The organism is Streptomyces sp. NPDC085596, from assembly GCF_044541565.1.
Classification (GTDB): Bacteria; Actinomycetota; Actinomycetes; order Streptomycetales; family Streptomycetaceae; genus Streptomyces.
Genome location: NZ_JBITTC010000001.1, coordinates 721551 through 747400, shown reverse-complemented (window position 1 = coordinate 747400; position 25850 = coordinate 721551). Strand labels below are relative to the sequence as shown.

The 25850-nt window shown below is 72.7% G+C and carries 21 protein-coding genes; 18 read left to right on the top strand and 3 right to left on the bottom strand.

Annotated features, from left to right (window positions below; translation table 11 throughout):
- The first annotated feature begins 61 nt into the window (after positions 1 to 61).
- From lepA to ACIGA3_RS03395, 5 genes are all read left to right on the top strand, one after another.
- On the top strand, positions 62 to 1939 hold the full coding sequence (gene lepA, locus ACIGA3_RS03415; RefSeq protein ID WP_399710079.1) for a translation elongation factor 4: 1878 nt from the start codon (positions 62 to 64) through the stop codon (positions 1937 to 1939).
- A 280-nt stretch (positions 1940 to 2219) separates the two neighbouring features.
- Entirely contained in the window at positions 2220 to 4094 is a 1875-nt protein-coding gene (locus tag ACIGA3_RS03410; protein WP_399710077.1) for an AMP-dependent synthetase/ligase, read from the top strand.
- 170 nt (positions 4095 to 4264) lie between these two features.
- Positions 4265 to 6130 (top strand): SpoIIE family protein phosphatase, encoded by a 1866-nt coding sequence (locus ACIGA3_RS03405; RefSeq protein ID WP_399710787.1) that lies wholly within the window; start codon positions 4265 to 4267, stop codon positions 6128 to 6130.
- 36 nt (positions 6131 to 6166) lie between these two features.
- Entirely contained in the window at positions 6167 to 7399 is a 1233-nt protein-coding gene (gene hemW / locus ACIGA3_RS03400; RefSeq protein ID WP_399710076.1) for a radical SAM family heme chaperone HemW, read from the top strand.
- A gap of 128 nt (positions 7400 to 7527) precedes the next feature.
- Positions 7528 to 7770 (top strand): hypothetical protein, encoded by a 243-nt coding sequence (locus ACIGA3_RS03395; RefSeq protein ID WP_399710074.1) that lies wholly within the window; start codon positions 7528 to 7530, stop codon positions 7768 to 7770.
- Here ACIGA3_RS03395 and ACIGA3_RS03390 read toward each other — a convergent pair.
- Both ACIGA3_RS03390 and ACIGA3_RS03385 read right to left on the bottom strand, forming a co-directional pair.
- Entirely contained in the window at positions 7748 to 8560 is an 813-nt protein-coding gene (locus ACIGA3_RS03390; protein ID WP_399710072.1) for a DUF3097 domain-containing protein, read from the bottom strand. The genes ACIGA3_RS03395 and ACIGA3_RS03390 overlap by 23 nt on opposite strands.
- Before the next feature lie 34 nt (positions 8561 to 8594).
- Positions 8595 to 9317 carry an MBL fold metallo-hydrolase gene (locus tag ACIGA3_RS03385; RefSeq protein ID WP_399710070.1) on the bottom strand — a complete coding sequence of 241 codons (723 nt, stop codon included), beginning with the start codon at positions 9315 to 9317 and terminating at the stop codon, positions 8595 to 8597.
- Between the two features lie 158 nt (positions 9318 to 9475).
- Between ACIGA3_RS03385 and hrcA the strand changes: the two genes are divergently transcribed.
- The 10 genes from hrcA (at position 9476) to ACIGA3_RS03335 (ending at position 20271) form a co-directional block, all read left to right on the top strand.
- On the top strand, positions 9476 to 10492 hold the full coding sequence (hrcA, locus tag ACIGA3_RS03380; protein ID WP_030814889.1) for a heat-inducible transcriptional repressor HrcA: 1017 nt from the start codon (positions 9476 to 9478) through the stop codon (positions 10490 to 10492).
- On the top strand, positions 10493 to 11632 hold the full coding sequence (gene dnaJ, locus ACIGA3_RS03375; protein ID WP_399710068.1) for a molecular chaperone DnaJ: 1140 nt from the start codon (positions 10493 to 10495) through the stop codon (positions 11630 to 11632).
- Between the two features lie 78 nt (positions 11633 to 11710).
- The gene (locus ACIGA3_RS03370; protein WP_399710066.1) at positions 11711 to 12811 is read left to right on the top strand and encodes a nitronate monooxygenase; all 1101 of its coding nucleotides are present in this window, start codon (positions 11711 to 11713) and stop codon (positions 12809 to 12811) included.
- Positions 12808 to 13554, top strand: a complete 747-nt coding sequence (locus ACIGA3_RS03365; protein WP_399710064.1) for a 16S rRNA (uracil(1498)-N(3))-methyltransferase — start codon at positions 12808 to 12810, stop codon at positions 13552 to 13554. Before ACIGA3_RS03370 ends, ACIGA3_RS03365 begins: the two co-directional genes overlap by 4 nt.
- A 1-nt stretch (position 13555) precedes the next feature.
- The gene (locus tag ACIGA3_RS03360; protein ID WP_399710062.1) at positions 13556 to 13948 is read left to right on the top strand and encodes a VOC family protein; all 393 of its coding nucleotides are present in this window, start codon (positions 13556 to 13558) and stop codon (positions 13946 to 13948) included.
- A gap of 77 nt (positions 13949 to 14025) precedes the next feature.
- Positions 14026 to 14571: a hypothetical protein gene (locus tag ACIGA3_RS03355; RefSeq protein ID WP_399710060.1), complete on the top strand. Its 546-nt coding sequence runs from the start codon at positions 14026 to 14028 to the stop codon at positions 14569 to 14571.
- A gap of 131 nt (positions 14572 to 14702) precedes the next feature.
- On the top strand, positions 14703 to 17849 hold the full coding sequence (locus tag ACIGA3_RS03350) for a S41 family peptidase (RefSeq protein WP_399710785.1): 3147 nt from the start codon (positions 14703 to 14705) through the stop codon (positions 17847 to 17849).
- A gap of 122 nt (positions 17850 to 17971) precedes the next feature.
- Complete coding sequence (locus tag ACIGA3_RS03345) at positions 17972 to 18325, top strand: histidine triad nucleotide-binding protein (RefSeq protein WP_399710784.1); 354 nt, start codon at positions 17972 to 17974, stop codon at positions 18323 to 18325.
- Between the two features lie 6 nt (positions 18326 to 18331).
- On the top strand, positions 18332 to 19237 hold the full coding sequence (locus ACIGA3_RS03340; protein ID WP_399710058.1) for a ribonuclease Z: 906 nt from the start codon (positions 18332 to 18334) through the stop codon (positions 19235 to 19237).
- 29 nt (positions 19238 to 19266) lie between these two features.
- Positions 19267 to 20271 (top strand): adenosine deaminase, encoded by a 1005-nt coding sequence (locus ACIGA3_RS03335; RefSeq protein WP_399710056.1) that lies wholly within the window; start codon positions 19267 to 19269, stop codon positions 20269 to 20271.
- On the opposite strand, the gene ACIGA3_RS03330 is transcribed toward ACIGA3_RS03335, so the two are convergent.
- A complete protein-coding gene (locus ACIGA3_RS03330) occupies positions 20272 to 21696 on the bottom strand; it encodes an MFS transporter (protein ID WP_399710054.1) in 1425 nt (474 codons plus the stop codon).
- 554 nt (positions 21697 to 22250) lie between these two features.
- Between ACIGA3_RS03330 and ACIGA3_RS03325 the strand changes: the two genes are divergently transcribed.
- The 3 genes from ACIGA3_RS03325 (at position 22251) to ACIGA3_RS03315 (ending at position 25750) form a co-directional block, all read left to right on the top strand.
- Entirely contained in the window at positions 22251 to 23201 is a 951-nt protein-coding gene (locus tag ACIGA3_RS03325) for a 5-dehydro-4-deoxyglucarate dehydratase (protein WP_399710052.1), read from the top strand.
- Entirely contained in the window at positions 23198 to 24478 is a 1281-nt protein-coding gene (locus ACIGA3_RS03320) for a glucarate dehydratase family protein (protein ID WP_399710050.1), read from the top strand. Before ACIGA3_RS03325 ends, ACIGA3_RS03320 begins: the two co-directional genes overlap by 4 nt.
- A gap of 117 nt (positions 24479 to 24595) precedes the next feature.
- On the top strand, positions 24596 to 25750 hold the full coding sequence (locus ACIGA3_RS03315; protein WP_399710782.1) for a carbohydrate kinase family protein: 1155 nt from the start codon (positions 24596 to 24598) through the stop codon (positions 25748 to 25750).
- Positions 25751 to 25850: the final 100 nt, after the last annotated feature.

The window sequence follows — 25850 nt, the reverse complement described above, 5'->3', positions numbered from 1 at the left end:
CATGGAGTCTACGTATCGATCCGACCCGAGGCACAAGGCGCCTCAAGAGACAGGACCCTGCGTGCCCGCGATCCCTAACAATGTGCCCGAGCCGAGCCGTACCGCCCCGGCTCTGATCCGCAACTTCTGCATCATCGCGCACATCGACCACGGCAAGTCCACGCTCGCCGACCGGATGCTCCAGCTGACCGGCGTGGTCGAGCAGCGGCAGATGCGTGCTCAGTACCTCGACCGCATGGACATCGAGCGCGAGCGCGGCATCACGATCAAGTCCCAGGCGGTGCGTCTGCCCTGGGCCCCGACAGAGGGCCCCGACCAGGGCACGACGCACATCCTGAACATGATCGACACGCCGGGCCACGTGGACTTCACCTATGAGGTCTCGCGGTCGCTGGCCGCCTGCGAGGGGACCGTCCTCCTCGTCGACGCCGCCCAGGGCATCGAGGCGCAGACCCTCGCCAACCTGTACCTGGCGATGGAGAACGACCTCAAGATCATCCCGGTGCTGAACAAGATCGACCTGCCGGCCGCGCAGCCGGAGAAGTTCGCCGAGGAGCTGGCGAACCTGGTCGGCTGCGATCCCGACGACGTGCTGAAGGTCTCCGCGAAGACCGGCCTCGGCGTGGACGCGCTGCTGAACAGGGTCGTGAAGGAGATCCCGGCCCCGATCGGCGACGCGGACGCCCCCGCCCGCGCGATGATCTTCGACTCGGTCTATGACTCCTACCGGGGCGTCGTGACGTACGTCCGTGTCATCGACGGCCAGCTCAACAAGCGCGAGCGCATCAGGATGATGTCGACCGGCGCGAGCCACGAGCTGCTGGAGATCGGCGTCAGCTCACCCGAGATGCTCCCGGCGGACGGTCTCGGCGTGGGTGAGGTGGGCTACCTCATCACCGGCGTGAAGGACGTCCGGCAGTCCAAGGTCGGTGACACGATCACCTCCCTGCACAAGGGCGCGACCGAGGCGCTCGGCGGCTACAAGGACCCGAAGCCGATGGTCTTCTCGGGCCTGTATCCGCTGGACGGATCGGACTACCCCGAGCTGCGCGAGGCGCTGGACAAGCTCCAGCTCAACGACGCCGCGCTGGTCTACGAGCCGGAGACCTCCGCCGCCCTCGGCTTCGGTTTCCGCGTCGGCTTCCTCGGCCTGCTGCACCTGGACGTGGTCCGGGAGCGGCTGGAGCGCGAGTTCGGCCTCGACCTCATCGCCACCGCGCCGAACGTGGTGTACCGCGTGGTCATGGAGGACGGCACCGAGCACACGGTGACCAACCCGAGCGAGTTCCCCGAGGGCAAGCTCAGCGACGTGTACGAGCCGGTCGTGCGCGCCACGATCCTCGCGCCGTCCGAGTTCATCGGCTCGATCATGGAGCTGTGCCAGACCCGGCGCGGCACCCTGCTCGGCATGGACTACCTCTCCGAGGACCGGGTCGAGATCCGCTACACGCTGCCGCTCGCGGAGATCGTCTTCGACTTCTTCGACCAGCTCAAGTCCAAGACCCGGGGCTACGCCTCCCTGGACTACGAGCCCACCGGCGAGCAGGCGTCCAGCCTGGTCAAGGTCGACATCCTGCTCCACGGCGACAAGGTGGACGCCTTCTCGGCGGTCACCCACAAGGACCAGGCGTACGCCTACGGTGTCCGGCTCGTCGCCAAGCTGCGCGAGCTGATCCCGCGGCAGGCGTTCGAGGTGCCGATCCAGGCCGCCATCGGTTCGCGGGTCATCGCCCGTGAGACCATCCGCGCCATCCGCAAGGACGTCCTCGCCAAGTGCTACGGCGGTGACATCTCCCGTAAGCGGAAGCTGCTGGAGAAGCAGAAGGAGGGCAAGAAGCGGATGAAGATGGTGGGTTCCGTGGAGGTTCCCCAGGAGGCGTTCATCGCGGTGCTCTCCAGCGACGACAGCACCGGCAGCTCGCCCAAGGGCAAGAAGTAGCCCACGCCGGCGCCGAGTTGTCGGAGCGAAACGGGCAAAGCGGGGCCCGCCGTACACATGTACGGCGGGCCCCCGCTCGTACGGGGCGTCGTCGTGGGGCGGATCTCGATGGGGTTCCGGTGTGAAGTGACAGGCCGTGGCCTCTTACGCGGTGGCCGGTCGCCCCTTACCCTGATCCCTGCTCGCTAGTTACTCGCGAGTTAAACAACAGCTTCGAAACAGCGTGAGTCCACCCAGCCGCACCGAGTCAGCCGCACCGTCGCGGGCCCCGGAGGATGTCGTGAGCGACACACAGACCCTGATCGAGAACCGTCCGCCGTCCGTGGCGGCCCTCTTCCTGGAGCGCGTAGCGGCCACACCGGACGCCGAGGCATACCGGTACCCGGTCCCGGCGGCCTCCGGTGAGGGCCCCGACGAGTGGCGGTCGCTGACCTGGGGGCAGGCGGCGGAGCGGGTGTACGCGATCGCGGCCGGCCTCATCGAGCTGGGGATCGAGCCCGAGCAGCGGGTGGCGCTCGCCTCCTCGACCCGGGTGGAGTGGATTCTCGCCGACCTCGGCATCATGTGCGCGGGCGGCGCCACCACGACCGTCTATCCGCAGACCAACGCCGATGAGTCGTCGTACATCCTGTCCGACTCCGAGAGCCATGTGCTGATCGCCGAGGACGCGGCCCAGGTCGCCAAGGCGGTGGAGCGGCGCGCGGAGCTGCCCGCGCTGACCAAGGTCGTCGTGATCGACCCGGAGGGCGCCGAGACCGGCGACTGGGTGATCACCCTCGCCGAGCTGGAGCGGCGCGGCGCCGCCTACCTGGAGCAGCACCCCGAGCTGATCAAGGAGCGGGTCGGCGCGATCACCCGCGACCAGCTCGCCACCCTCATCTACACCTCCGGCACCACCGGCCGCCCCAAGGGTGTGCGTCTGCCGCACGACAACTGGGCCTACATGGCCAAGGCCATCGCGGCGACGGGGCTGGTCACCGCCGAGGACGTGCAGTACCTGTGGCTGCCGCTCGCCCATGTCTTCGGCAAGGTGCTCACCTCCGGCCAGATCGAGGTCGGCCATGTCACCGCGGTCGATGGCCGGGTGGACAAGATCATCGAGAATCTGCCGGTGGTCCGGCCGACCTACATGGCCGCCGTGCCGCGCATCTTCGAGAAGGTCTACAACGGCGTGGCCGCCAAGGCCCGCGAGGGCGGCGGGGCCAAGTACAAGATCTTCCAGTGGGCCGCCGAGGTGGCCCGTGAGTACGCCAAGGCGTCCCAGGACAGCTTCCGCCGCACCGGCACCGCCTCCGTGCCGTTCGCGCTGGCCGCCAAGCACAAGGCCGCCGACGCCCTGGTCTACGGCAAGCTGCGCGAGGCGTTCGGCGGCAGGCTGCGGGCCTGCGTCTCCGGCGCCTCCGCCCTCGCCCCCGAGATCGGCTACTTCTTCTCCGGCGCCGGCATCCACATCCTGGAGGGCTACGGCCTCACCGAGACCTCCGCCGCCTCCTTCGTGAACCCCGGCGAGGCGTACCGCACCGGCACGGTCGGCAAGCCGCTGCCCGGCTGTGAGGTGCGCATCGCGGACGACGGCGAGATCCTGCTGCGCGGCCCCGGCGTCATGGAGGGCTACCACCAGCAGCCCGAGAAGACCGCCGAGGTGCTGGAGTCCGACGGCTGGTTCCACACCGGCGACATCGGCGAGCTGTCGGCCGACGGCTATCTGCGCATCACCGACCGCAAGAAGGACCTGATCAAGACCTCGGGCGGCAAGTACGTCGCGCCCGCCGAGGTCGAGGGCCAGTTCAAGGCGGTCTGCCCCTTCGTCTCCAACATCCTGGTGCACGGCGCCGACCGGAACTACTGCACCGCCCTCATCGCCCTCGACGAGGCCACGATCCTCCAGTGGGCCGCCGACAACGGCCTGGAGGGCAAGTCGTACGCCGAGGTGGTGGCAGCGCCGCAGACCGTCGAGCTGGTCGACGGCTTCGTGAAGCAGCTCAACCAGGGGCTCCAGCGCTGGCAGACCATCAAGAAGTTCCGGCTGCTGCCGCGTGACCTCGACGTGGAGCACGGGGAGATCACGCCCAGCCTGAAGCTGAAGCGGCCCGTGGTCGAGCGGGAGTACAAGGGCCTGATCGACGAGATGTACAACGGGTCCCGCGAGGCGTGAGAAGCATCCGCCGGGGTGGTTTTTCGGCCGCCCCGGTGGGTTCGCTTTCGGCCATGACCGAAATTGACCGCCTTCTGGCCGGGCGGTAGCCGAGTTCGTCGTCACGAGCGTTCACTTCGGTGACTCGGTGCTTATGCGTCCCGCCTGTCTGTCACCCTGGCCGCATGGACATGGCGGCCATACCCGTGCAACGGGCGGGCGGCGCCGGAGCGGACGGCGCACCGGCGCCCTCCGGCACGCGCACGCTCGCCGAGGGCCGGGCCACCCTGCCCGGCAGCCCCGCGGCACCCGGCTCGGCCCGCGCCCTGGTGCGCGCCGCGTTCACCGACTGGGCCGACCTCGGCCTCACCGGCCCGGGCGGCGCCTCCCGGATCGGCGACGACGCCACCGCCGTCGTCAGCGAACTCGTCACCAACGCCGTCGTCCACGCCGGAACCGCGGTCGAGGTGGACTGGCGGCTGGAGGAGAGCGGCGCGTTCGTCGTGGAGGTCCACGACCACCACCCCGCCCGAGCCCCGCGCGACCCCGACGGCGACACCCCGTACGACACCCCCGAGCACGGGCGCGGGCTGCGCCTGGTCGCCACCCTCGCCGAGTCCTGGGGCGTCACCTACCGCACCGGCCGCAAGACCGTCTGGGCCCGCCTGCCGCCCGGCGGTACCGAGGAACCCGACGGCCCCGCGCCCGCCCCCGCGCTGGTCGCCGCCGAAGCCCTCGCCCCGCAGCCGCAGCGCGCCGCGGGCGACCGGGACTGGCTCGGCCGGGGCGCGCTGTCCTTCCTCGCCGAAGCCTCCGACCTCCTCGCCGGACAGCTCGACGAGAACCTGGTCGCCGCCCTCACCGGCCAGCTGATCGTGCCCCGGCTCGCGGACTGGTGCGCCGTCTGGCTGGAGGACGAGGCGACCGCACGCGGCGGCGGTGACGGCCCCGCCCGTGTCTGGCACGCCAGCGAGAGCCGTATCGAGGAACTCCAGCGGGCCCTGGAGAAGGAGCCGCCGCGCTCCGGCCACGGCGTGCGCTCCGGCCCCGAGCCCTACCCCTGGCCCGGCACCGCGCTCGGCCCCGAGGGCACCCACGGCACCGCCCTCGCCTACCGGCTGATCGCGGGCGGCCGCCCGCTGGGCACCCTCCTCATCGGCCGCTGCGGACTGCTCGGCTTCCCCGACGAGGTCACCGGCCTGGTCGAGGACCTCGGCCGCCGGGTCGCCCTGGCCATCGGCGCCGCCCGCCAGTACGCCCGCCAGGCCACCATCAGCGCCGTGCTCCAGCGCGGACTGCTGCCCGGCGCGGTCGCCGAGATCCCCGGCATGACCAGCGCCCTCGTCTACGAACCCCGCGACCAGGGCGGCCCCAGCGGCGACTTCTACGACCTGTTCCCGGCCGGCCACGGCCGCTGGTGCTTCGCCATCGGCGACGTCCAGGGCAAGGGCCCCGAGGCCGCCGTCGTCATCGGCCTCGCCCGGCCCTGGCTGCGGCTGCTCGCCCGCGAGGGGTACGGCGTCGCGGACGTCCTCGACCGCCTCAACCAGCTCCTTCTCGACGACGCCACCGAGGCCGCCGACGCCGCCGCCCGCGCCCTGATCGCCGCCGGAGGCGGCCCCTTCGCCCCCGGCGACGGCCCCCAGACCCGCTTCCTGTCCCTGCTCTACGGCGAGCTGACCCCCGTCGAAGGCGGCGTCCGCTGCACCCTCGCCTCCGCCGGACACCCGCTGCCGCTGGTGCTGCGCCCCGACGGCGAGGTCAGCCCTGCCGCCCGCCCGCAGACCCTGCTCGGCGTGGTGGAGGACGAGACCTACACCAGCGAGACCATCGAGCTGCGCCCCGGTGACAGCCTGCTCTGCGTCACGGACGGGGTGACCGAGCGCCGCTCGGGCAGCGACCAGTTCGACGACGGCGACGGACTCGCCCAGGCCCTGTCCGGCTGCGCGGGCCTGAGCGCCGAACAGATCGCGGACCGCATCCGCGACCTCGTCCACGGCTTCAGCGAGGACCGGCCCGAGGACGATCTCGCCCTGCTGGTGCTCCAGGCGCAGTGAACGGGGTCCCGCGCGCGGTGCGGGACAATGGAGGACATGCCTTCCGCACTCCCCGACGGCGAGTCCGTCCCCGACGACGGCGCGCTGCCCGCCGCCGCGCTCGCCGGTGCCGCCGAGCGCCCCCTCGGGTTCTATCTGCACGTCCCGTACTGCGCGACCCGCTGCGGCTACTGCGACTTCAACACCTACACCGCCACCGAGCTGCGCGGCACGGGCGGTGTCCTCGCCTCGCGGGACAACTACGCGGACACCGTCGTCGAGGAGATCCGGCTCGCCCGCAAGGTGCTCGGCGACGATCCCCGCGAGGTCCGTACGGTCTTCGTCGGCGGCGGCACGCCCACCCTGCTGGCCGCCGGGGACCTGGTGCGGATGCTCGGCGCGGTCCGGGACGAGTTCGGCCTCGCACCCGACGCCGAGATCACCACCGAGGCCAACCCGGACTCCGTCGACCCCGCCTACCTCGCCACCCTGCGCGAAGGCGGCTTCAACCGGCTCTCCTTCGGCATGCAGAGCGCGAAGCCGCACGTGCTCCAGATCCTCGACCGCACCCACACCCCCGGCCGCCCCGAGGCATGCGTGGCGGAAGCCCGCGCCGCCGGGTTCGAGCACGTCAACCTCGACCTGATCTACGGCACGCCCGGCGAGTCCGACGACGACTGGCGCGCCTCCCTGGACGCGGCGCTCGGCGCGGGCCCCGACCACATCAGCGCCTACGCCCTGATCGTCGAGGAGGGCACCCAGCTGGCCCGGCGCATCCGGCGCGGCGAGGTCCCCATGACCGACGACGACGCGCACGCCGACCGCTATCTGATCGCCGAGGAGATGCTCACCGCGGCGGGCCTGCACTGGTACGAGGTCTCCAACTGGGCCACCTCCGAGGCCGCCCGCTGCCTGCACAACGAGCTGTACTGGCGCGGCGCCGACTGGTGGGGCGCCGGCCCCGGCGCCCACAGCCACGTCGGCGGGGTGCGCTGGTGGAACGTCAAGCACCCCGGCGCCTACGCGGCAGCCCTGGCCGCCGGCCGCACCCCCGGCGCGGGCCGCGAACTCCTCCCCGAGGAGGACCGCCGGGTCGAGCGCATCCTGCTGGAACTCCGCCTGCGCGACGGTGTCCCCCTGACCCTCCTGAAGCCGGCCGGCCTGACCGCCGCCGGCCGCGCCCTCACCGACGGCCTCCTCCGCCCCGAGCGCTACGCCGAGGGCCACGCGGCCCTCACCCTGCGGGGACGGCTGCTCGCGGACGCGGTGGTACGGGACCTGGTGGACTGATCACTCGCCGGGGTGAATCGGTGCGGGACGCCGGTTCACTCCCTAATCTGGTCCGAAGGCTGCCCCCGTAGGTGCACGGTGGCAGAAACCGGAGGGCTGCGGAGATGACCGCTGTGGACGATCGTGGCATGACCAGGTTCTTCGAGGAGTTCGAGCCTCCCGAGGGAATCAAGATCGAGCTTCTCCGGGGGGAAGTCGTGATGATGGCCGCGCCTGATCTGGTGCACAACCGGATCGTGACAGCAGTGCAGGACCGGGCCCAACGAGTCACGAAGTTCGGCGCGCCCCTCCCCTTGGAGACACTCGGTGTCGAACTCGACACTGCTGATTTCGGCACCTACAAAGCCGTCAGGCCCCACCGCTATCCGTGACGAAGTCGATCAGCTCCTCCACCCGCCCCAGCAGCTCCGGTTCCAGATCCCGATAAGACGTCACCTTCGCCAGGATCGCCTGCCAGACCGCACCGGTGTTTTCCGGCCAGCCCAGGGCTTTGCACACGCCCTTCTTCCAGTCCTGGCCGTGGGGGACGCGGGGCCAGGCGGGGATGCCGAGGGCGGAGGGCTTCACGGCCTCCCAGATGTCGATGTACGGGTGGCCGACCACCAGGGCGTGCTCACTGGTCACCGACTGCGCGATGCGCCACTCCTTGGTGCCGGGCAGGAGGTGGTCCACGAGGACACCCAGGCGGGCGTCTGCGGCGGGGCCGAATTCGGTCACGATCGAGGGCAGGTCGTCCACGCCCTCCAGGTACTCCACGACGACGCCCTCGATGCGGAGGTCGTCGCCCCACACCTTCTCCACCAGTTCGGCGTCGTGCCGCCCCTCGACGTAGATCCGCCCGGCGCGGGCCACGCGGGCGCGGGCGCCGGGGACGGCGACCGACCCCGAGGCGGTGCGGGCGGGCTTCACCGGGGCGGCGGCGGACGGGCGGACCAGGGTGACCGGGCGGCCCTCCAGCAGGAAGCCGCGCGGCTCCAGCGGGAACACCCGGTGCTTGCCGAAGCGGTCCTCCAGCGTGACCGTGCCCGCCTCGCAGCGGATCACCGCCCCGCAGAACCCCGTACCGGGCTCCTCCACCACCAGACCCGCCTCCGCCGCGACCTCGGGCACCGGCTTCGGTTTCTTCCAGGGGGCGGTCAGGTCGGGGGAGTAGTCGCGCATTCCGATGACGATAGGAGAAGTCGCGGCCCGGTACTCAGGACACGCCGAAACGCGCTGCCAGGGCGTCCCGTTGGCGCCGTACGAAGGCCGCGTCGACCACCGCTCCGTGACCGGGTACGTACAGTGCGTCCTCGCCGCCGAGGGCCAGCAGCCGGTCAAGTGCGGCCGGCCAGCGGGACGGCACCGCGTCCGGGCCCGCCTGTGGTTCGCCGGACTCCTCGACCAGGTCGCCGCAGAAGACGACCTCGGGGGAGCCGGGCACCAGCACCGCGAGATCGTGGGCGGTGTGCGCGGGGCCGACGTTGGCCAACAGCGCCTGGCGGCCGCCGCCGAGGTCGAGCGTCCACTCGCCGGACACCGCGTGCGCGGGCGGGACCAGGGCGCGTGCGGCGGCCTCCGCCTCCCCGGCCGGGACCCCGTGGTCGACCGCGTCCAGCCGCAGCGCCTCCCGCTCGTGCGCGAAGACCACGTCCAGCCCGACCGCGCCGTAGACGTCCGCCCCGGCGAAGGCGGGGGCGCCCAGGACGTGATCGAAATGCGGGTGGGTCAGCGCGAGATGGGTCACATCCCGCCCAGCCAGTGTCCGCGCCGCCGACCGCAGCGCCGCCCCCTCGGCCAGGCTCGACCCCGCGTCCACCACCAGCGCCGTGCCCGCGCCCACCACCAGCCCCACCGTGCAGTCCCAGCCCGGCAGTCGGCACCGGCCCACCCCTTCGGCCAGCCGCTCCCACCCGAGGTCTTCCCAAGTCACCGTCATACCCGGACGCTAACGGTGGACAAGCCGGGCGGACGGCACCGACCTTGCCCGGTGAGCACCCCGCGGCCGTACACTGGCCGGGGAAGTCTGGCACTCGCACACGCAGAGTGCCAGGCGGTACACCGTAAGGGCCGTGGGTCGACGTGATGGAGGTGCGCATGCTGAGCGAACGCAGGCTGCAGGTGCTGCGCGCCATCGTGCAGGACTACGTCGGCACCGAGGAGCCCGTCGGCTCCAAGGCCCTCACCGAACGGCACAGCCTCGGCGTCTCCCCGGCCACCGTGCGCAACGACATGGCCGCGCTGGAGGAGGAGGGGTTCATCGCCCAGCCGCACACCAGCGCCGGGCGCATCCCCACCGACAAGGGCTACCGGCTCTTCGTCGACAAGCTCGCCGGCGTGAAGCCGATGACGGCGCCGGAGCGGCGCGCGATCCAGAACTTCCTGGAGGGCGCCGTCGACCTGGACGACGTCGTGGCCCGCACGGTCCGGCTGCTCGCGCAGCTGACCCGGCAGGTCGCCGTCGTGCAGTACCCCTCGCTGACCCGGTCCACGGTCCGGCATGTGGAACTGCTCTCACTCGCCCCCGCCCGCGTGATGCTCGTACTGATCACGGACACCGGCCGGGTCGAGCAGCGGATGGTCGACTGCCCCGCGCCGTTCGGCGAGGCACCGCTCGCGGATCTGCGCGCGCGCCTCAACAGCATGGTGGCCGGACGCCGGTTCAGCGATGTACCGCGACTGGTCGAGGACCTCCCCGATGCCTTCGAGGCGGAGGATCGCGGTACGGTCTCCACAGTGCTCTCCACTCTGCTGGAGACACTCGTCGAAGAGAACGAGGAACGGCTGATGATCGGCGGCACCGCCAATCTCACCCGTTTCGGACATGACTTCCCCCTGGTGATCCGGCCCGTGCTGGAGGCCCTCGAGGAGCAGGTCGTGCTCCTCAAGCTCCTCGGCGAGGCCAAAGATCCGGGCGTGACCGTGCGTATCGGGCACGAGAACGCTCATGAGGGACTCAACTCCACGTCCGTCGTGTCGGTCGGCTACGGTTCGGGCGGCGAGGCGGTTGCCAAGCTCGGCGTGGTCGGACCGACCCGCATGGACTACCCGGGAACGATGGGAGCGGTACGCGCAGTGGCACGGTACGTCGGACAGATCCTGGCGGAGTCGTAAGTGGCCACGGATTACTACGCCGTTCTCGGCGTGCGCCGCGACGCGTCGCAGGATGAGATCAAGAAGGCGTTCCGCAGGCTCGCGCGCGAGCTGCATCCGGACGTCAATCCCGATCCGAAGACCCAGGAGCGGTTCAAGGAGATCAACGCCGCCTACGAGGTGCTGTCGGACCCGCAGAAGAAGCAGGTCTACGACCTCGGCGGCGACCCCCTCTCGCAGGCCGGCGGCGCCGGTGGCGCGGGCGGTTTCGGAGCCGGCGGCTTCGGCAACTTCTCCGACATCATGGACGCGTTCTTCGGTACGGCGTCGCAGCGCGGACCGCGCTCGCGCACCCGGCGCGGCCAGGACGCGATGATCCGGATCGAGGTCGAGCTGGACGAGGCGGCCTTCGGCACGACCAAGGACATCCAGGTCGACACGGCGGTCGTCTGCAACACCTGCAGCGGCGAGGGCGCGGCCCCCGGCACCACCGCGCAGACCTGTGACATGTGCCGCGGCCGGGGCGAGGTCTCCCAGGTCACCCGGTCCTTCCTGGGCCAGGTCATGACCTCCCGCCCCTGCCCCCAGTGCCAGGGTTTCGGCACCGTGGTCCCGACCCCGTGCCCCGAGTGCGCGGGCGACGGCCGGGTCCGCTCCCGGCGCACCCTGACCGTGAAGATCCCCGCCGGTGTCGACAACGGCACCCGCATCCAGCTCGCGGGCGAGGGCGAGGTCGGCCCCGGCGGTGGCCCGGCCGGTGATCTCTACGTCGAGATCCACGAGCTGCCGCACTCCACCTTCCAGCGGCGCGGCGACGACCTGCACTGCACGGTCACCCTCCCGATGACGGCGGCGGCCCTCGGCACCAAGGTGCCGCTGGAGACGCTGGACGGCATGGAGGAGGTCGACATCCGGCCCGGCACCCAGTCCGGCCAGTCGATCCCGCTGCACACCCGGGGCGTCACGCATCTGCGCGGCGGCGGCCGGGGCGACCTCATCGTGCACGTCGAGGTCACCACCCCGACCAAGCTCGACGCCGAGCAGGAGCGGGTGCTGCGGGAGCTGTCCAAGCTGCGGGGCGAGGAGCGGCCCACGGGCCAGTTCCAGCCCGGCCAGCAGGGCCTGTTCTCCCGGCTGAAGGACGCGTTCAACGGACGCTGATGTCGGGGGGCGTTCGGCGCCCCCCGACCCCGTCCGGCCCGATTCGGACTTGTCAGGCGGACATGACACCATGCGGGCATGTCCTCCGCACTGGCCGATCTCGTCGTGCATCCGATCGTGCAGGCCCCCATGGCGGGCGGTGTCGCCGTACCGGAACTGGCCGCCGCCGTCTCCGAGGCCGGAGGGCTCGGCTTCCTCGCCGCCGGCTACAAGACCGCCGACGGCATGTACCGCGAGATCAAGCGTCTGCGCGGACTGACCAGCCGCCCCTTCGGCGTCAACCTCTTCCTGCCCCAGCCCGCCCACGCCGAGTCCGGCGCCGTCGAGCTGTACGCGCAGCAACTGGCCGGTGAGGCCGCCTGGTACGAGACCGAGGCGGGCGACCCCGACGGCGGCCGCGACGACGGCTACGACGCCAAGCTCGCCGTCCTGCTGGACGACCCGGTCGCCGCCGTCTCCTTCCACTTCGGCGTACCCGACCCGGAGGTGCTGGCCGCGCTGCGCCGCGCCGGGACCGTCACCCTGGTCACCGCGACCACCGTCGAGGAGGCCCGCGCGGTGGAGCGGGCCGGCGCGGACGCGGTGATCGCGCAGGGCATCGAGGCGGGCGGCCACCAGGGCACCCACCGCGACCTGGCGGAGAACGACGGCACCGGACTCGGCCTGCTGTCCCTGGTCACCCAGGTCGTGCAGGCGGTCGAGATCCCGGTCGTCGCCGCCGGAGGCATCATGCGGGGCGCCCAGATCGCCGCCGTCCTCGCCGCCGGGGCGACCGCCGCCCAAATGGGCACCGCGTTCCTCGCCACCCCCGAGTCCGGCGCCCCCGACGCCCACAAGCGGGCGCTGACCGACCCGGTGTTCCCGCGCACCGAGCTGACCCGCGCCTTCTCCGGGCGCCCGGCGCGGGCCCTGACCAACCGCTTCCTGCGCGAACACGGGCCGTACGCGCCCGCCGCCTATCCCGACGTGCACCACCTGACCGCGCCGCTGCGCAAGGCCGCCACCGCCGCCGGGGACGCCCAGGGCATGTCCCTGTGGGCAGGCCAGGGGCACCGGCTGGCCCGGCCGCTGCCCGCAGCCGAACTCGTCCGCACCCTCGCCGCCGAACTGAACCTGGTACGCGGTGAGTCGGGGCGGCAGTACAGACCCATCCGAGCCCAAGGAGGAGACGCGCGATGACCGCGCCCGTCTTCGTCGTCGAGCACTTCCGCGCGGACGGCACCCGGTACGTACTCGACGGCCCCGAGGGGCGGCACGCCGTCTCCGTGAAGCGGCTCGAACCCGGCGAGGAGGTCGTCCTCACCGACGGCGCCGGGCGCTACGCGGTGTGCGAGGTCACCGGCACCGAGGGCAAGGACCGGCTGATCGTCGACCTGCCCGAGGTGCGCGAGGAGCCGGAGCCCCGGCCGCGCATCACCGTCGTGCAGGCGCTGCCCAAGGGTGACCGGGGCGAACTCGCCGTGGAGACCATGACCGAGACCGGGGTCGACGCGATCGTGCCCTGGCAGGCGTCGCGCTGCATCACCCAGTGGAAGGGCGAGCGGGGACTGAAGGCGCTCGGCAAGTGGCGCTCCACCGCCCGCGAGGCGGGCAAGCAGTCCCGCCGGGTCCGCTTCCCCGAGGTCGCGGACGTGGCCTCCACCAAGCAGGTCGCCGCCCTCCTCGCCAAGGCCGACTTCGCCGCCGTGCTGCACTCCGACTTCGACCACGAGTCCGTCCCGCTGGCCACCGCCGAACTGCCAGCCGAGGGTGAGATCGTGCTCGTCGTCGGGCCCGAAGGAGGCGTGTCCCGCGACGAGTTGGCGCTCTTCGAGGAAGCCGGCGCCCGCGCCTGCGTGCTCGGCCCGTCCGTGCTGCGCACCTCCACCGCCGGCACCGCCGCGACCGCCCTCCTGCTGGGCCGCACCGGCCGCTGGTCCTGAGATGGAACTCGCCCAAGTCCGGCTCCTCGTCACCGACTTCGCCGCCTGCTACCGCTTCTACGCCGAAGTCCTCGGCCTGCGCCCCCAGTCGGGCTCGGCCGAGGGCCCGTACGAGAAGTTCAGCCCGCACGCCGGGTCCGCCGGGATCGCCCTCCAGGACCGGGCGTCGATGGCCGAGGTGCTCGCAGAACTGGGGGAGACCGCGACCGGGCACCGCTCGCTGGTCGTACTCCGCGTCGACGACCTGGACGCCTACTGTGCCGAGATCACCGGCCGGGGCGCCGAAGTGCTGCACGGCCCGGCCCCGCTCACCGACCGGATGCGGGTGGCCCATCTCCGCGACCCCGAGGGGAATCTGGTGGAGCTCCAGGAGTGGCTGCTGATGCTCGGCTGACAGCCGGCGCCGCACGTTCGGGTGACTGGCCGTATGCGGCCTTCCGCCGTGGGGGAGTCGGTGGCAGGCTGGGCCATATGGGGGCATCGAGGTGGACTCGCCGTGGTCCGCGTCCCGTGCGGCTGTTGGCCGCTGCCGGGCTCGCGGTCCTGGTCGTGGGTACGGTGACGGGCTGTCAGCCGGGTGATCTCGGGGCGGCCTCGGTCGCGTACACCACCGACTCGACCGCGACAGACGCGCTGAACAAGCGTGATGTGGACGTGAGTTGGCTCACCTGCACGGGGCGGCAGGATGGCGGGTCGGCCAGTGGGTCGCCGAGCGAGTCCACCGTCGTCACGGTCGACTGCCAGGGCCGCACCAAGGACGGGCGGGACATAGCCGTCACCGGCAAGGTGACCCGCGCGGTGAACGGCGCCTGCGTGCGCGGGAACCTCACCGCCAAGGTCGGCGGACGCCAGGTCTTCCGGGTCAGCGGACTCGGCGACTGCGACGCCGCCCCCTCCTACACCCCGCCCGCCACCTACCGCCCGCCCGGACAGCCCCGGCCCACGGTGACCGTCACCGTCACCCGCACCCTGTGGTGCGAGAACGACCCCTCGTGCCGGCCCGTCGAAGGCAAGTGACGGGAGGCGGAAGGAAGTGATCAATTCCGGGTCCGTGCGCGGCCGCTCACGCGTAGGGTGACCGCGTGACTCAGGGTGCTGCCACGGAAAACGCCGCCTCGTATCTCCGATTCCCGCATGTGCGGGGCGACTTGATCACCTTCACCGCCGAGGACGACGTCTGGGTCGCCCCGCTGGACGGCGGCCGGGCCTGGCGGGTCAGCGCCGACAACGTCCCGGTGAACCACCCCCGCATCTCCCCGGACGGCACCACCCTCGCCTGGACCTCCACCCGCGACGGCGCCTCCGAGGTGCACACCGCCCCCGTCGACGGCGGACCCTCCCGGCGCCTGACCCACTGGGGCAGCCGCCGCACCCAGGTCCGCGGCTGGACCCCCGGCGGCGAGGTCCTGGCGATCAGCGCGGCCGGACGGCACAGCACCCGCCACAGCTGGGCCCGCGCCGTCCCGCTCGACGGCGGCCCGGCGGCCACCCTCCCGTACGGCCCCGTGGGCGCCGTCGCCCACGGCCCGCACACCGTGCTGCTGTCCGCCTCGATGAACCGGGACGCCTCCGCCTGGAAGCGGTACCGGGGCGGCACCGCGGGGAAGCTGTGGATCGACCGGGACGGCGAGGGCGAGTTCGTCCGGCTGCACGAGGAGCTGGACGGCAACATCGAGTACCCGTCCTGGGTCGGCGACCGCATCGCGTTCCTCTCCGACCACGAGGGCACCGGCGCCCTGTACTCCTCCCTCGCCGACGGCTCCGACCTGCGCCGCCACACCCCGCTCGGAGGGTTCTACGCCCGGCACGCAGCGAGCGACGGCACCCGCGTCGTCTACGTCAGCGCCGGTCAACTCCAGGTCCTGGACGACCTCGACGGTGCCGAGCCGCGCCGCCCCGACATCCGGCTCGGCGGCCCCCGCGCCGACCTCCAGCCCTTCGTCGTGGACGCCGCCCGCTGGCTGGACTCCGCCACCCCCGACCACACCGCGCGCGGCAGCGCGGTCGCCGTACGCGGCACCGTCCACTGGGTCACCCACCGCGCCGGACCGGCCCGCGCCCTCGCCGCGCGGCCCGGCGTACGCGCCCGGCTGCCGCGCACCTTCCGCGCGGGCGGCGAGGAGTGGGTGGTGTGGGTGACCGACGCCGAGGGCGACGACGCGCTGGAGTTCGCGCCCGCCACCGGCCTCGCCCCCGGCACCGCCCCGCGCCGCCTCGCCGCCGGACAAGTCGGCCGCGTACTCGAACTCGCCATGTCCCCGGACGGCACCCGCGCCGCCGTCGCCTCCCACGACGGCAGGCTGCTGCTCGTCGAGCGGGAAACCGGCGAGCTCCGCGAGGTCGACCGCAGCGACAACGGCGAGCCGAGCGGCCTGGCCTTCTCACCCGACTCCGGCTGGCTCGCCTGGGCCCACCCCGGCCCCGGCCCGCTCTCCCAGATCCGGATCGCGGCCACCACCGACCTCACCGTCACCGAGGCCACCCCGCTGCGCTTCGCCGACCACGAGCCCGTCTTCACCCTCGACGGCCGCCACCTCGCCTTCCTCTCCTACCGGGCCTTCGACCCCGTCTTCGACAGCCACGTCTTCGATCTCGCCTTCGTGGAGGGCGTCCGCCCGCACCTCATCACCCTCGCCGCCACCACACCCTCCCCCTTCGGCCCGCAGCGCCACGGCCGCCCCTTCGGTACCCCCGACCGGGACGAGACCCCCGGTGCCGAGGGCGCCCCCGCCACCCGCGTCGACCTCGACGGCCTGGCCGACCGCATCGTGCCCTTCCCCGTCGAGGCCGCCCGGTACAGCAACCTGCGCGCGGCCAAGGACGGCATGCTCTGGCTGCGCCACCCGGTGCGCGGCGTCCTCGGCGCCTCCCGCGCCACCCCCGACGCCCCCGACCCCAAGACCGAGCTGGAGCGCTACGACCTCGCCCAGCACCGGCTGGAGCAGCTGGCCGCCGACGCCGACCACTTCGAGGTCAGCGGCGACGGCCGCCGCGTACTGCTGTGGAGCGACGGCAGGCTCCGCGTCGTCCCCGCCGACCGCCGCGCCCCGGACGACGAGGACGGCGACTCCCGCGTCAACGTCGACCTCGGCCGCGTCCGCCACACCGTCGACCCGGTCGCCGAATGGCGGCAGATGTACGACGAGACGGGCCGGATCATGCGGGACAACTTCTGGCGCCCCGACATGGGCGGCGTCGACTGGGACGGCGTCCTGGACCGCTACCGCCCCGTCCTCGGCCGCCTCGCCACCCACGACGATCTCGTGGACCTCCTCTGGGAGGTGCACGGCGAACTCGGCACCTCTCACGCCTATGTCGTCCCGCCCGGCGGCTGGGGCGGCGGCGCCCCCCAAGGGCTGCTGGGTGCCGACATCTCCCGCCACGAGGGCGGCAGTTGGCGCATCGACCGGGTGCTGCCCTCGGAGACCTCCGACCCGGAGGCCCGCTCCCCGCTCGCCGCGCCCGGTGTCGCCGTACGCCCCGGTGACACCCTCCTCGCCATCGGCGGCCGCCCCGTCGACCCGGTCACCGGGCCCGGCCCGCTGCTGCTGGGCGCGGCCGGGAAACCCGTCGAGCTGACCGTCGCCCCCGCCGGCGGCGGCGAACCCCGGCACGCGGTCGTCGTCCCCCTCGCCGACGAGGAACCGCTGCGCTACCACGCCTGGGTCGCCGGCCGTCGCGCCCACGTCCACGAACGCTCCGGCGGCCGCCTCGGCTATCTGCACGTCCCCGACATGCAGGCCCCCGGCTGGGCCCAGATCCACCGCGACCTGCGCGTGGAGGTCGCCCGAGAGGGCCTGGTCGTGGACGTCCGCGAGAACCGTGGCGGCAACACCTCCCAGCTCGTCGTGGAAAAGCTCGCCCGCCGCGTCGTCGGCTGGGACCTCCCCCGAGGCATGCGCCCCGAGAGCTACCCCCAGGACGCCCCCCGAGGCCCCGTCGTAGCCGTGGCCGACGAGTTCTCCGGCTCGGACGGCGACGTGGTGAACGCAGCCATCCGAGCCCTGGGCATCGGCCCGGTGGTCGGCACCCGCACCTGGGGCGGCGTGATCGGCATCGACAGCCGCTACCACCTCGTCGACGGCACCGTCATCACCCAGCCCAAGTACGCCTTCTGGCTGGAGGGCGCAGGCTGGGACGTGGAGAACCACGGAGTCGACCCGGACGTGGAAATCCCGATGCGCCCCCAGGACTGGGCAGCGGGAGCGGACCCCCAACTGGACGAAGCAATAAGGCTGGCCCTGGAAGCACTGGAGAGGGAGCCCGCAAAAACACCGCCCAGCTTGCCGGCTTAGGGGGCGCGGGGCTGTGTCGATCTGCGGCTCCGCCGCGTGGGCGCGACCAGCCCCCACGCACCCGCACAAGAACAACTAGGATGCCAAAGGCAACCCCCGACGGCGAAAGCGAGCGCAGCGAAATGGCGGGCGAACCCCAAGAGGACTGCCTCTTCTGCGGAATCATCGCGGGCAAGATCCCCGCGGACGTGGTCCGCGAGACGGACACCACGCTCGCCTTCCGGGACATCAACCCCCAGGCGCCCACCCACATCCTGGTGATCCCCAAGGCCCACTACAAGAACGCCGCCACCCTCGCCGCAGAAGCCCCCCAGCTCGCCGCCGACGTACTGGCCGAGACCCGCCAAGTCGCCGAAGGCGAGTCGCTGGAGAGCTACCGCACCGTCTTCAACACCGGCAGCGGCGCCGGCCAGACCGTCTGGCACGCCCACGCGCACGTCCTCGGCGGCCGTGGCCTTCAATGGCCCCCCGGATAACCCGTCATGTCGTCACGTGAACTGGTGGTCCTCGGCACCGCCAGCCAGGTCCCGACCCGGCACCGCAACCACAACGGCTATCTGCTGCGCTGGGACGGCGAGGGCATCCTCTTCGACCCCGGCGAGGGCACCCAGCGGCAGATGCTGCGCGCCGGGGTCGCCGCGCACGACCTGAACCGGATCTGCGTCACCCACTTCCACGGCGACCACAGCCTGGGCCTGGCGGGAGTGATCCAGCGGATCAACCTGGACCGGGTGCCGCACGAGATCACCGCGCACTACCCGCGCTCGGGTCAGCGCTTCTTCGACCGGCTGCGATACGCGACCGCCTACCGGGAGACGGCCGACCTGGTCGAGGCGCCCGTCGACACGGACGGCCCCCTCGCCACCACCCCCTCCTACACGCTTCAGGCGCACCGGCTGTCCCACCCGGTGGAGTCCTACGGCTACCGGCTGATCGAGCCCGACCGGCTGCGCATGCTGCCCGACCGGCTCGCCGCGCACGGCATCTCCGGCCCCGACGTGGGCCGTATCCAGCGGGAGGGCTCGCTCGGCGGGGTCGCGCTGGAGGAGGTCAGTGAGACGCGGCGCGGGCAGCGGTTCGCGTTCGTCATGGACACCCGGCTGTGCCCCGGTGTGCACGTCCTCGCCGACGGCTGCGACCTGCTCGTCATCGAGTCCACCTTCCTGGACGAGGACGTGACGCTCGCCGAGGAGCACGGCCATCTGACGGCCGGCCAGGCCGCGACCGTGGCCCGCGACGCCGGGGTGCGGCACCTCGTCCTCACCCACTTCAGCCAGCGCTACTCCGACCCCGCCGAGTTCGAGCGGCAGGCCCGCGCGGCCGGGTTCGAGGGCGAGCTGACCGTGGCCCGCGACCTGGACCGCGTGCCGCTGCCCAAGCGCGGGTGAGCGTGCGGGGGCGGGCGTACGATATTTCGATGCCCCTCCCCAAAGCTGAACTGCACCTGCACATCGAAGGCACACTGGAGCCGGAGCTTGCGTTCCGACTGGCCGAGCGCAATGGCGTCGAGCTTCCCTACGCCGACACCGAGGCCCTGCGCGAGGCGTACCGGTTCGAGGACCTCCAGTCCTTCCTGAACCTGTACTACGAGCTGATGGCCGTCCTGCGCACCGAGCGGGACTTCGAGGAGCTGGCCGACGCCTACCTCGCCCGCGCCGCGCAGCAGGGTGTGCGGCACGCGGAGATCTTCTTCGACCCGCAGGCCCACCTCGCGCGCGGGGTGGAGATGGGGACCGTGATCGAGGGGCTGTGGCGGGCGCTGGGCCGCAGCGAGGAGACCCACGGCGTCTCCACCAAGCTGATCATGTGCTTCCTGCGGGACGAGTCCGCCGAGTCGGCGCTCGCCACGCTGGACGCGGCGGGGCCCTACCTGGACCGGATCACGGGTGTCGGCCTGGACTCCGCCGAGGTGGGCAACCCGCCGGAGAAGTTCCGCGAGGTCTACGACGCCGCCGCCGCGCTCGGGCTGCGGCGCGTGGCGCACGCCGGTGAGGAGGGGCCGCCGGAGTACGTCGTCCAGGCCCTCGACCTGCTCGGGGTGGAGCGGGTCGACCACGGGCTGCGGTCCGTGGAGGACCCGGCGCTGGTCGAGCGGCTGGTCCGGGACCGCATCCCGCTGACCCTGTGCCCGCTGTCCAACGTCCGCCTGCGCACGGTCGACACGCTGGCCGACCACCCGCTCCCGGCGATGCTGGAGGCGGGGCTGATGTGCACGGTGAACTCCGACGACCCCGCCTACTTCGGCGGCTACGCGGGCGACAACTTCACCGCCGTCCAGCAGACCCTCGGTCTCTCCCAGGACCGGCTGCGCGAGCTGGCCCGCAACTCCTTCCTCGCCTCCTTCCTGGAGGACGACGAGCCCCGCCGGGCGCGGTACCTGGCGGAGGTCGAGGCGTACGAATTCCCTGGCGGGGCGGCGTAGTCAGACGGGAATGGTCGCGGTGGGGGTCTTCTCCACCGGGACGTCCCTGAGGGGGAGTTCCAGGACGGGGAGATCCCTGAGGGGGGCCTCCCTGACAGGGAGTGTCCCTGGGGAGAGGTCCACGGCGGGGAAGTCCCTGACGGGGAGTCCCCGGAGGGGGTGTGCCCCTAGGGGGAGTTCCAGGACAGGGACCGCCCTGACGGGGACATCCCTGACCGGGATCTCCACCACAGGAATCTCCACCACAGGGATCTCCCTGACCGGGGCTTCCCTGAGGGAGATCTCCACGACCCGCAGGCGGCGGGGGGCCGTCCGCAGGGCGACCGCGGACATCGGAACCGCCGCCAGCAGCAGTATCACCGCCAGGATCTCGCCCATCGCCGGGAAGCCCGCGCGAGCCGACAGCAGGCTGCCGGTCAGGGGACCGGCCGCCGTGCCCAGCGACGCGGCCGAGCCGACCAGCACCGCCCAGCGGCCGCGTGTGTCGAGCGCGGCGGCCAGGCTGATGACGTAGGACAGCACCACCGGGTAGCAGAGGTTCCACGCGATCTCGCCCAGCGCGAAGGACGGCAGGTCGGTGGCCGAGGCGCTGAGCGCGATGCAGCCCGCGATCAGCGCCGTACCGAGCCCGATCGGCAGCGCGCGCCCGAGGCGCGGGCCGAGCGCGCCCGCGCCGACCACGCCCAGCAGCCCCGCGCCCAGCGCGACCGCGAACACCACGCCGACCGTGATCTCGGTGAGGTGTGCCTGCCCGAGGCCGATGCGCCCGCTCACGCCCCACAGTGCGTTCTGCGCCAGCGACCAGCAGGGCATCGTGGCGGCCAGCAGCAGCCCGGACCGGCGATGGGGGAGCGGCCGGCGTACGACGGCGGAACCGGCGGCCGGGGCGGTACGGGCGGGCAGGCGGCCGGTGAACGGCCACACCGCGAGCGCGGTCAGCGCGACCGCGCCGAGCGGCAGGCCGTGGCCGGGGCCGAGGCGGGGGATCGTCAGATAGAGGGCGCCCGCCAGGGCGGAGACCACGAGCAGCCCGGACGTGGTGGCCCGGTGCGGATCGCGCCCCGCGGCGATACCTCCGGCGGCGACCGCCGTCATCGTGCCGGAGCCGAACCCGCCGACGACCGCGCCCAGCACCACGGCGGGGACCGAGTCGGTGAGGGCGGCGGAGCCGTAGCCGAGGACGGCCAGGGTGAGCCCCAGCCGGGCGAGCGCACGGGCGCCGAACCGGTCCACACGGGCGGCCAGCGTGAACCCGGCCGACGCCGAACTCAGCAGCAGGGCACTGCCGATGGCACCGGCCTGGGTGGTGGACAGCGGCAGCGCGCTGTCGAGACGGCCGACCGTGGTCGGCAGGAGATACGAGGCGAGGTACCCGGCCGTGAAGAGGGCGACGAGGGGCCAGGGGATGGAGCGGGGGGCGAACACGGGCGTTCCCAGGGCAGGCGTGAGCGACAGCTCGACGAGGAGTGAAAGAGGGGGGAAGGGCGACGGCCGTCTGTTCGACGGGAGCGCGCGAGCAAGTTGTATCAAGCACGCGGTTTCGAGAAGAAGTCCGGCCGATGTGATTCAGATCACTATCACGTTTGATGTCCATCGGGACGGGTAGACACCGCCGATTTCGCGCTCGAACGCTCGTGCGGTGATCGCACAGAACTCCGGGATGGGCTATGGTTGTTCACGTCGCGGTCGCCGGAACTCCCGGTGGCGGACAGTGCGTTGGTGGTCCAAGGAAAGACGCCCCGCTTCCTGCGGGGAAATGCAGGTGCAAGGCCTGCCCGGCGCTCCGAACAGAGCCCCATCCCGCTCCGAGCGGGGTGGGGCTCTCTGCTGCGCGCCCCCGCTTCGCGCCGCCCCGCTTCCGTGCGCGCCCTGTCGCTCCCTCCTTCCGCTCGAACCGTGCCTGAACTCCGCCCCATTGACGGCCCCGGTACGCGTATCTAGCCTCGGTTCTCATACATGGACGGCATTCACAAGAGGAGATGGTGCGGGTGAGCGGCGCTCCGCAGGACGTGGCCCGGCGGCTGCGGGAGGGGATGGCGCGGGGCGTGCTCTCCTTCCCGCTCACCGCCTTCCACGACGACGGCACCCTCGACCCCGAGGGCTGCCGTGCCCACGTGGCCGACCGCCTCGCCGCCGGCCCCGGCGCCCTCTTCCCCGCCTGCGGCACCGGGGAGTTCTTCTCCCTGGACGAGGACGAGTACCGCCAGGTCGTCACCGTCGCCGTCGAGGAGGCGGCCGGACGGGTCCCCGTCGTCGCCGGTACCGGCTACGGCTGGGCGCAGGCCGCCCGCTTCGCGGGAATCGCGGAGGAGGCCGGTGCCGACGCCCTGCTGGTGCTGCCGCACTACCTCGTCGCCGCCCCGCAGGACGGACTCGTCGCCCAGCTGGCCCAGCTCGCCGCCCGCACCCGGCTCCCGCTCATCGCCTACCAGCGCGACCAAGTCGCCTACACCGTGGACTCGTTGCGGCGCATCGCCGGTATCCCGAACGTCATCGGGCTCAAGGACGGCCACAGCGACCTCGACCGACTCCAGCGGCTCACCCTCGCCGCCCCCGAGGGCTTCCTGTTCTTCAACGGCGCCGCCACCGCCGAGGTCCAGGCCCGCGCCTACACCGCCGTCGGCGTACCCGCCTACTCCTCCGCCGTGCACGCCTTCGCCCCCGAGATCGCCGGCGCCTTCCGCACCGCCCTGCGTGCCGGGGACGACGACACGGCCGACCGGCTGCTGCGCGGCTTCTACGTCCCCTTCGTCGAACTCCGCGACCGGGCACCCGGATACGCCGTCTCCCTGGTCAAGGCCGCCGCCCGGCTGAGGGGCGCGCGCGTGGGACCCGTACGGGCGCCCCTCACCGACCCCGCAGGCGCCGACCTCGCCGCGCTGAAGGACCTGCTCGCCGCCGGACTCGACCTCGTGGGAGCCGCCCTGTGACCCCGGACCTGACCATCACCGAGGTGCGGCTGACCCCGGTCCTGGTGGCCGACCCGCCGTTGCTCAACACACAGGGCGTGCACCAGCCGTACACCCCCCGGCTGATCGTGGAGGTGGTCACGGCGGGCGGGGTCACCGGGCTCGGGGAGACCTACGGCGACACCAAGTACCTGGAGCTGGCCCGCCCGCTGGCCGCCCGGCTCACCGGACACTCGGTCACGGATGTGAACGCGCTGTTCTCCCTCGACCTCGCCGTGGACGAGAGCCGGGTCCGCGGGGCCGTCGACGCGGGCGGGCTGCGCGGGGTGCAGAGCGCCGACAAGCTGCGGCTGTCCGTGCTCTCCGCCTTCGAGGTCGCCTGCCTGGACGCGCAGGGCCGGGCGCTCGGACTCCCCGTGCACGCGCTGCTCGGCGGGAAGCTGCGGGACTCCGTCGAGTACAGCGCCTACCTCTTCTACAAGTGGGCCGCCCACCCGGAGGGGGTCGCGGACGAGTGGGGTGCCGCGCTCGACCCGGCCGGGGTGGTCGCGCAGGCCCGCGCGCTGTCCGAACGGCACGGGTTCACCTCCTTCAAGCTCAAGGGCGGCGTCTTCCCGCCGGAGGAGGAGGTCGCGGCCGTACGCGCCCTCGCCGAGGCGTTCGCCGGCCGGCCGCTGCGGCTCGACCCCAACGGGGCCTGGTCGGTGCCGACCGCGCTGAAGGTGGCCGCGGAACTCGCCGGCCTGCTGGAGTACCTGGAGGACCCGGTGCTGGGCACCGACGCCATGGCCGAGGTGGCCGCGCTGACCGGGGTGCCGCTCGCCACCAACATGTGCGTGACCACGTTCGGGGAGATCAAGGAGGCGTTCACCCGGGACGCCGTGCAGGTGGTGCTCTCCGACCACCACTACTGGGGCGGACTGCGCAACACCCGGCACCTCGCCGCGATCTGCGCCGCCTTCGGGGTCGGGGTCTCCATGCACTCCAACACCCACCTCGGGATCAGCCTCGCCGCCATGACCCAGGTCGCGGCCACCGTGCCGAACCTGCACCACGCCTGCGACTCCCACTACCCGTGGCAGAGCGAGGACGTGCTCACCGAGCGCGTGCCCTTCACCGCGGGCCACGTCACCGTCTCCGACCGCCCCGGCCTGGGAGTCGAACTCGACCGGGACGCCCTCGCCCGCCTCCACCACCGCTGGGCGACGGACGACGGCTCCCTGCGCGACCGGGACGACAGCGCCGCGATGCGCCACGCGGACCCCGCCTGGCAGACCCCGGTGATGCCCCGCTGGTAACCCCCGCGCGCTCCCGCGAGCCCCCCGGAACCATCGGATTCCGGCCGCCGAACCCTCGGTCACCGGCCGGTGAGTGGTGCACACTGGCCAGATCCGCACCACGTCAGGGAGCCCGCACTGATGCCGTCCCACGCGATCGCCGGAGAGGAAACCGGAGGCGACCCGGAGCACCTCACGCAGACAGCGCGCCGCCAGGCCCAGATCGACCCGCTCGGCGCCCTGCGCGCCCCCGGCGACCCGCCCTGGGACGTCTATCTCACCGGCACCGTCTTCCTCGACATCGTCTTCACCGGCCTGGACTCGGCACCCGTACGCGGCACCGAGTCCTGGGCACGCGGGATGGGCTCCAGCCCCGGCGGCGTCGCCAACATGGCCGCCGCCCTGGCCCGCCTCGGCCTGCGCACCTCGCTGGCGGCGGCCTTCGGGGACGACCACTACGGGGAGTACTGCTGGGACGCGCTGGCCCACGGCGAGGGCATCGACCTCACCCCCTCGCGCACGGTGCCCGGCTGGCACTCGCCGGTCACCGTCTCCATGGCGTACGAGGGCGAGCGCACGATGATCTCCCACGGCCACGAGCCGCCCCCCGAGGAGCCCGCGCCCGACTGCCCGCCCCCGGCCCGCGCCGCCGTCGCCTCCCTCACCCCCGGCCGCCGCGCCCCCTGGATCGCCCAGGCGGCCCGTAAGGGCACCCGGATCTTCGCCGACGTCGGCTGGGACGACACCGGCGCGTGGGACCTCGCCGGACTCGCCGACCTGGAGCACTGCGAGGCGTTCCTGCCCAACGCGGAGGAGGCGATGCGGTACACCGGCTCCACCTGCCCCAAGGCGGCCGCGCACGCCCTCACCGAGCATGTGCCGGTCGCGGTCGTCACCCTCGGCGCGGAGGGCGCCTACGCGGTGGACCGGCGCACCGGCGAGACCGCCGAGGTGCCCGCCATCGCGGTCGAGGCGCTGGACCCGACCGGTGCCGGGGACGTGTTCGTGGCCGGGTTCGTCACCAGCACCCTCGCCGGCTGGCCCCTCGCCGACCGCCTCGCCCTCGCCGGTCTCACCGCCGCCCTCTCCGTCCAGGAGTTCGGCGGCTCCCTCTCCGCCCCCGGCTGGTCCGAGATCGGCGCCTGGTGGCGTCGGGTCCAGTCCCTCGAAACCCAGAACCCCACCGCCCTGCGCCGCTACGCCTTCCTCGACACCCTCGTCCCCACCCACCTCGACCGCCCCTGGCCCCTGCGCCGAGCGGTCCCCACCATCGGCTTCGGCCGCACGGCCTGAGGCGGGCGCTCACGGCATCGCTCCCCTTGTGGGTGAAAACCACTGCGGTGTTGACGGTGCCCCGGCGTACTCTGGGACGTGCGAGGCCGCCGTAAGGGGG

What these genes read in the sequence shown, in the direction of transcription:
- ACIGA3_RS03405 (WP_399710787.1), top strand. Translation starts at nt 4,265, where the DNA reads ATGGCGGCCATACCCGTGCAACGGGCGGGCGGCGCCGGAGCGGACGGC.
- hemW (WP_399710076.1), top strand. Translation starts at nt 6,167, where the DNA reads ATGCCTTCCGCACTCCCCGACGGCGAGTCCGTCCCCGACGACGGCGCG.
- ACIGA3_RS03395 (WP_399710074.1), top strand. Translation starts at nt 7,528, where the DNA reads ATGACCAGGTTCTTCGAGGAGTTCGAGCCTCCCGAGGGAATCAAGATC.
- ACIGA3_RS03390 (WP_399710072.1), bottom strand. Translation starts at nt 8,560, where the DNA reads ATGCGCGACTACTCCCCCGACCTGACCGCCCCCTGGAAGAAACCGAAG.
- ACIGA3_RS03385 (WP_399710070.1), bottom strand. Translation starts at nt 9,317, where the DNA reads ATGACGGTGACTTGGGAAGACCTCGGGTGGGAGCGGCTGGCCGAAGGG.
- hrcA (WP_030814889.1), top strand. Translation starts at nt 9,476, where the DNA reads ATGCTGAGCGAACGCAGGCTGCAGGTGCTGCGCGCCATCGTGCAGGAC.
- ACIGA3_RS03370 (WP_399710066.1), top strand. Translation starts at nt 11,711, where the DNA reads ATGTCCTCCGCACTGGCCGATCTCGTCGTGCATCCGATCGTGCAGGCC.
- ACIGA3_RS03365 (WP_399710064.1), top strand. Translation starts at nt 12,808, where the DNA reads ATGACCGCGCCCGTCTTCGTCGTCGAGCACTTCCGCGCGGACGGCACC.
- ACIGA3_RS03360 (WP_399710062.1), top strand. Translation starts at nt 13,556, where the DNA reads ATGGAACTCGCCCAAGTCCGGCTCCTCGTCACCGACTTCGCCGCCTGC.
- ACIGA3_RS03355 (WP_399710060.1), top strand. Translation starts at nt 14,026, where the DNA reads ATGGGGGCATCGAGGTGGACTCGCCGTGGTCCGCGTCCCGTGCGGCTG.
- ACIGA3_RS03345 (WP_399710784.1), top strand. Translation starts at nt 17,972, where the DNA reads ATGGCGGGCGAACCCCAAGAGGACTGCCTCTTCTGCGGAATCATCGCG.
- ACIGA3_RS03340 (WP_399710058.1), top strand. Translation starts at nt 18,332, where the DNA reads ATGTCGTCACGTGAACTGGTGGTCCTCGGCACCGCCAGCCAGGTCCCG.
- ACIGA3_RS03335 (WP_399710056.1), top strand. Translation starts at nt 19,267, where the DNA reads ATGCCCCTCCCCAAAGCTGAACTGCACCTGCACATCGAAGGCACACTG.
- ACIGA3_RS03325 (WP_399710052.1), top strand. Translation starts at nt 22,251, where the DNA reads ATGGTGCGGGTGAGCGGCGCTCCGCAGGACGTGGCCCGGCGGCTGCGG.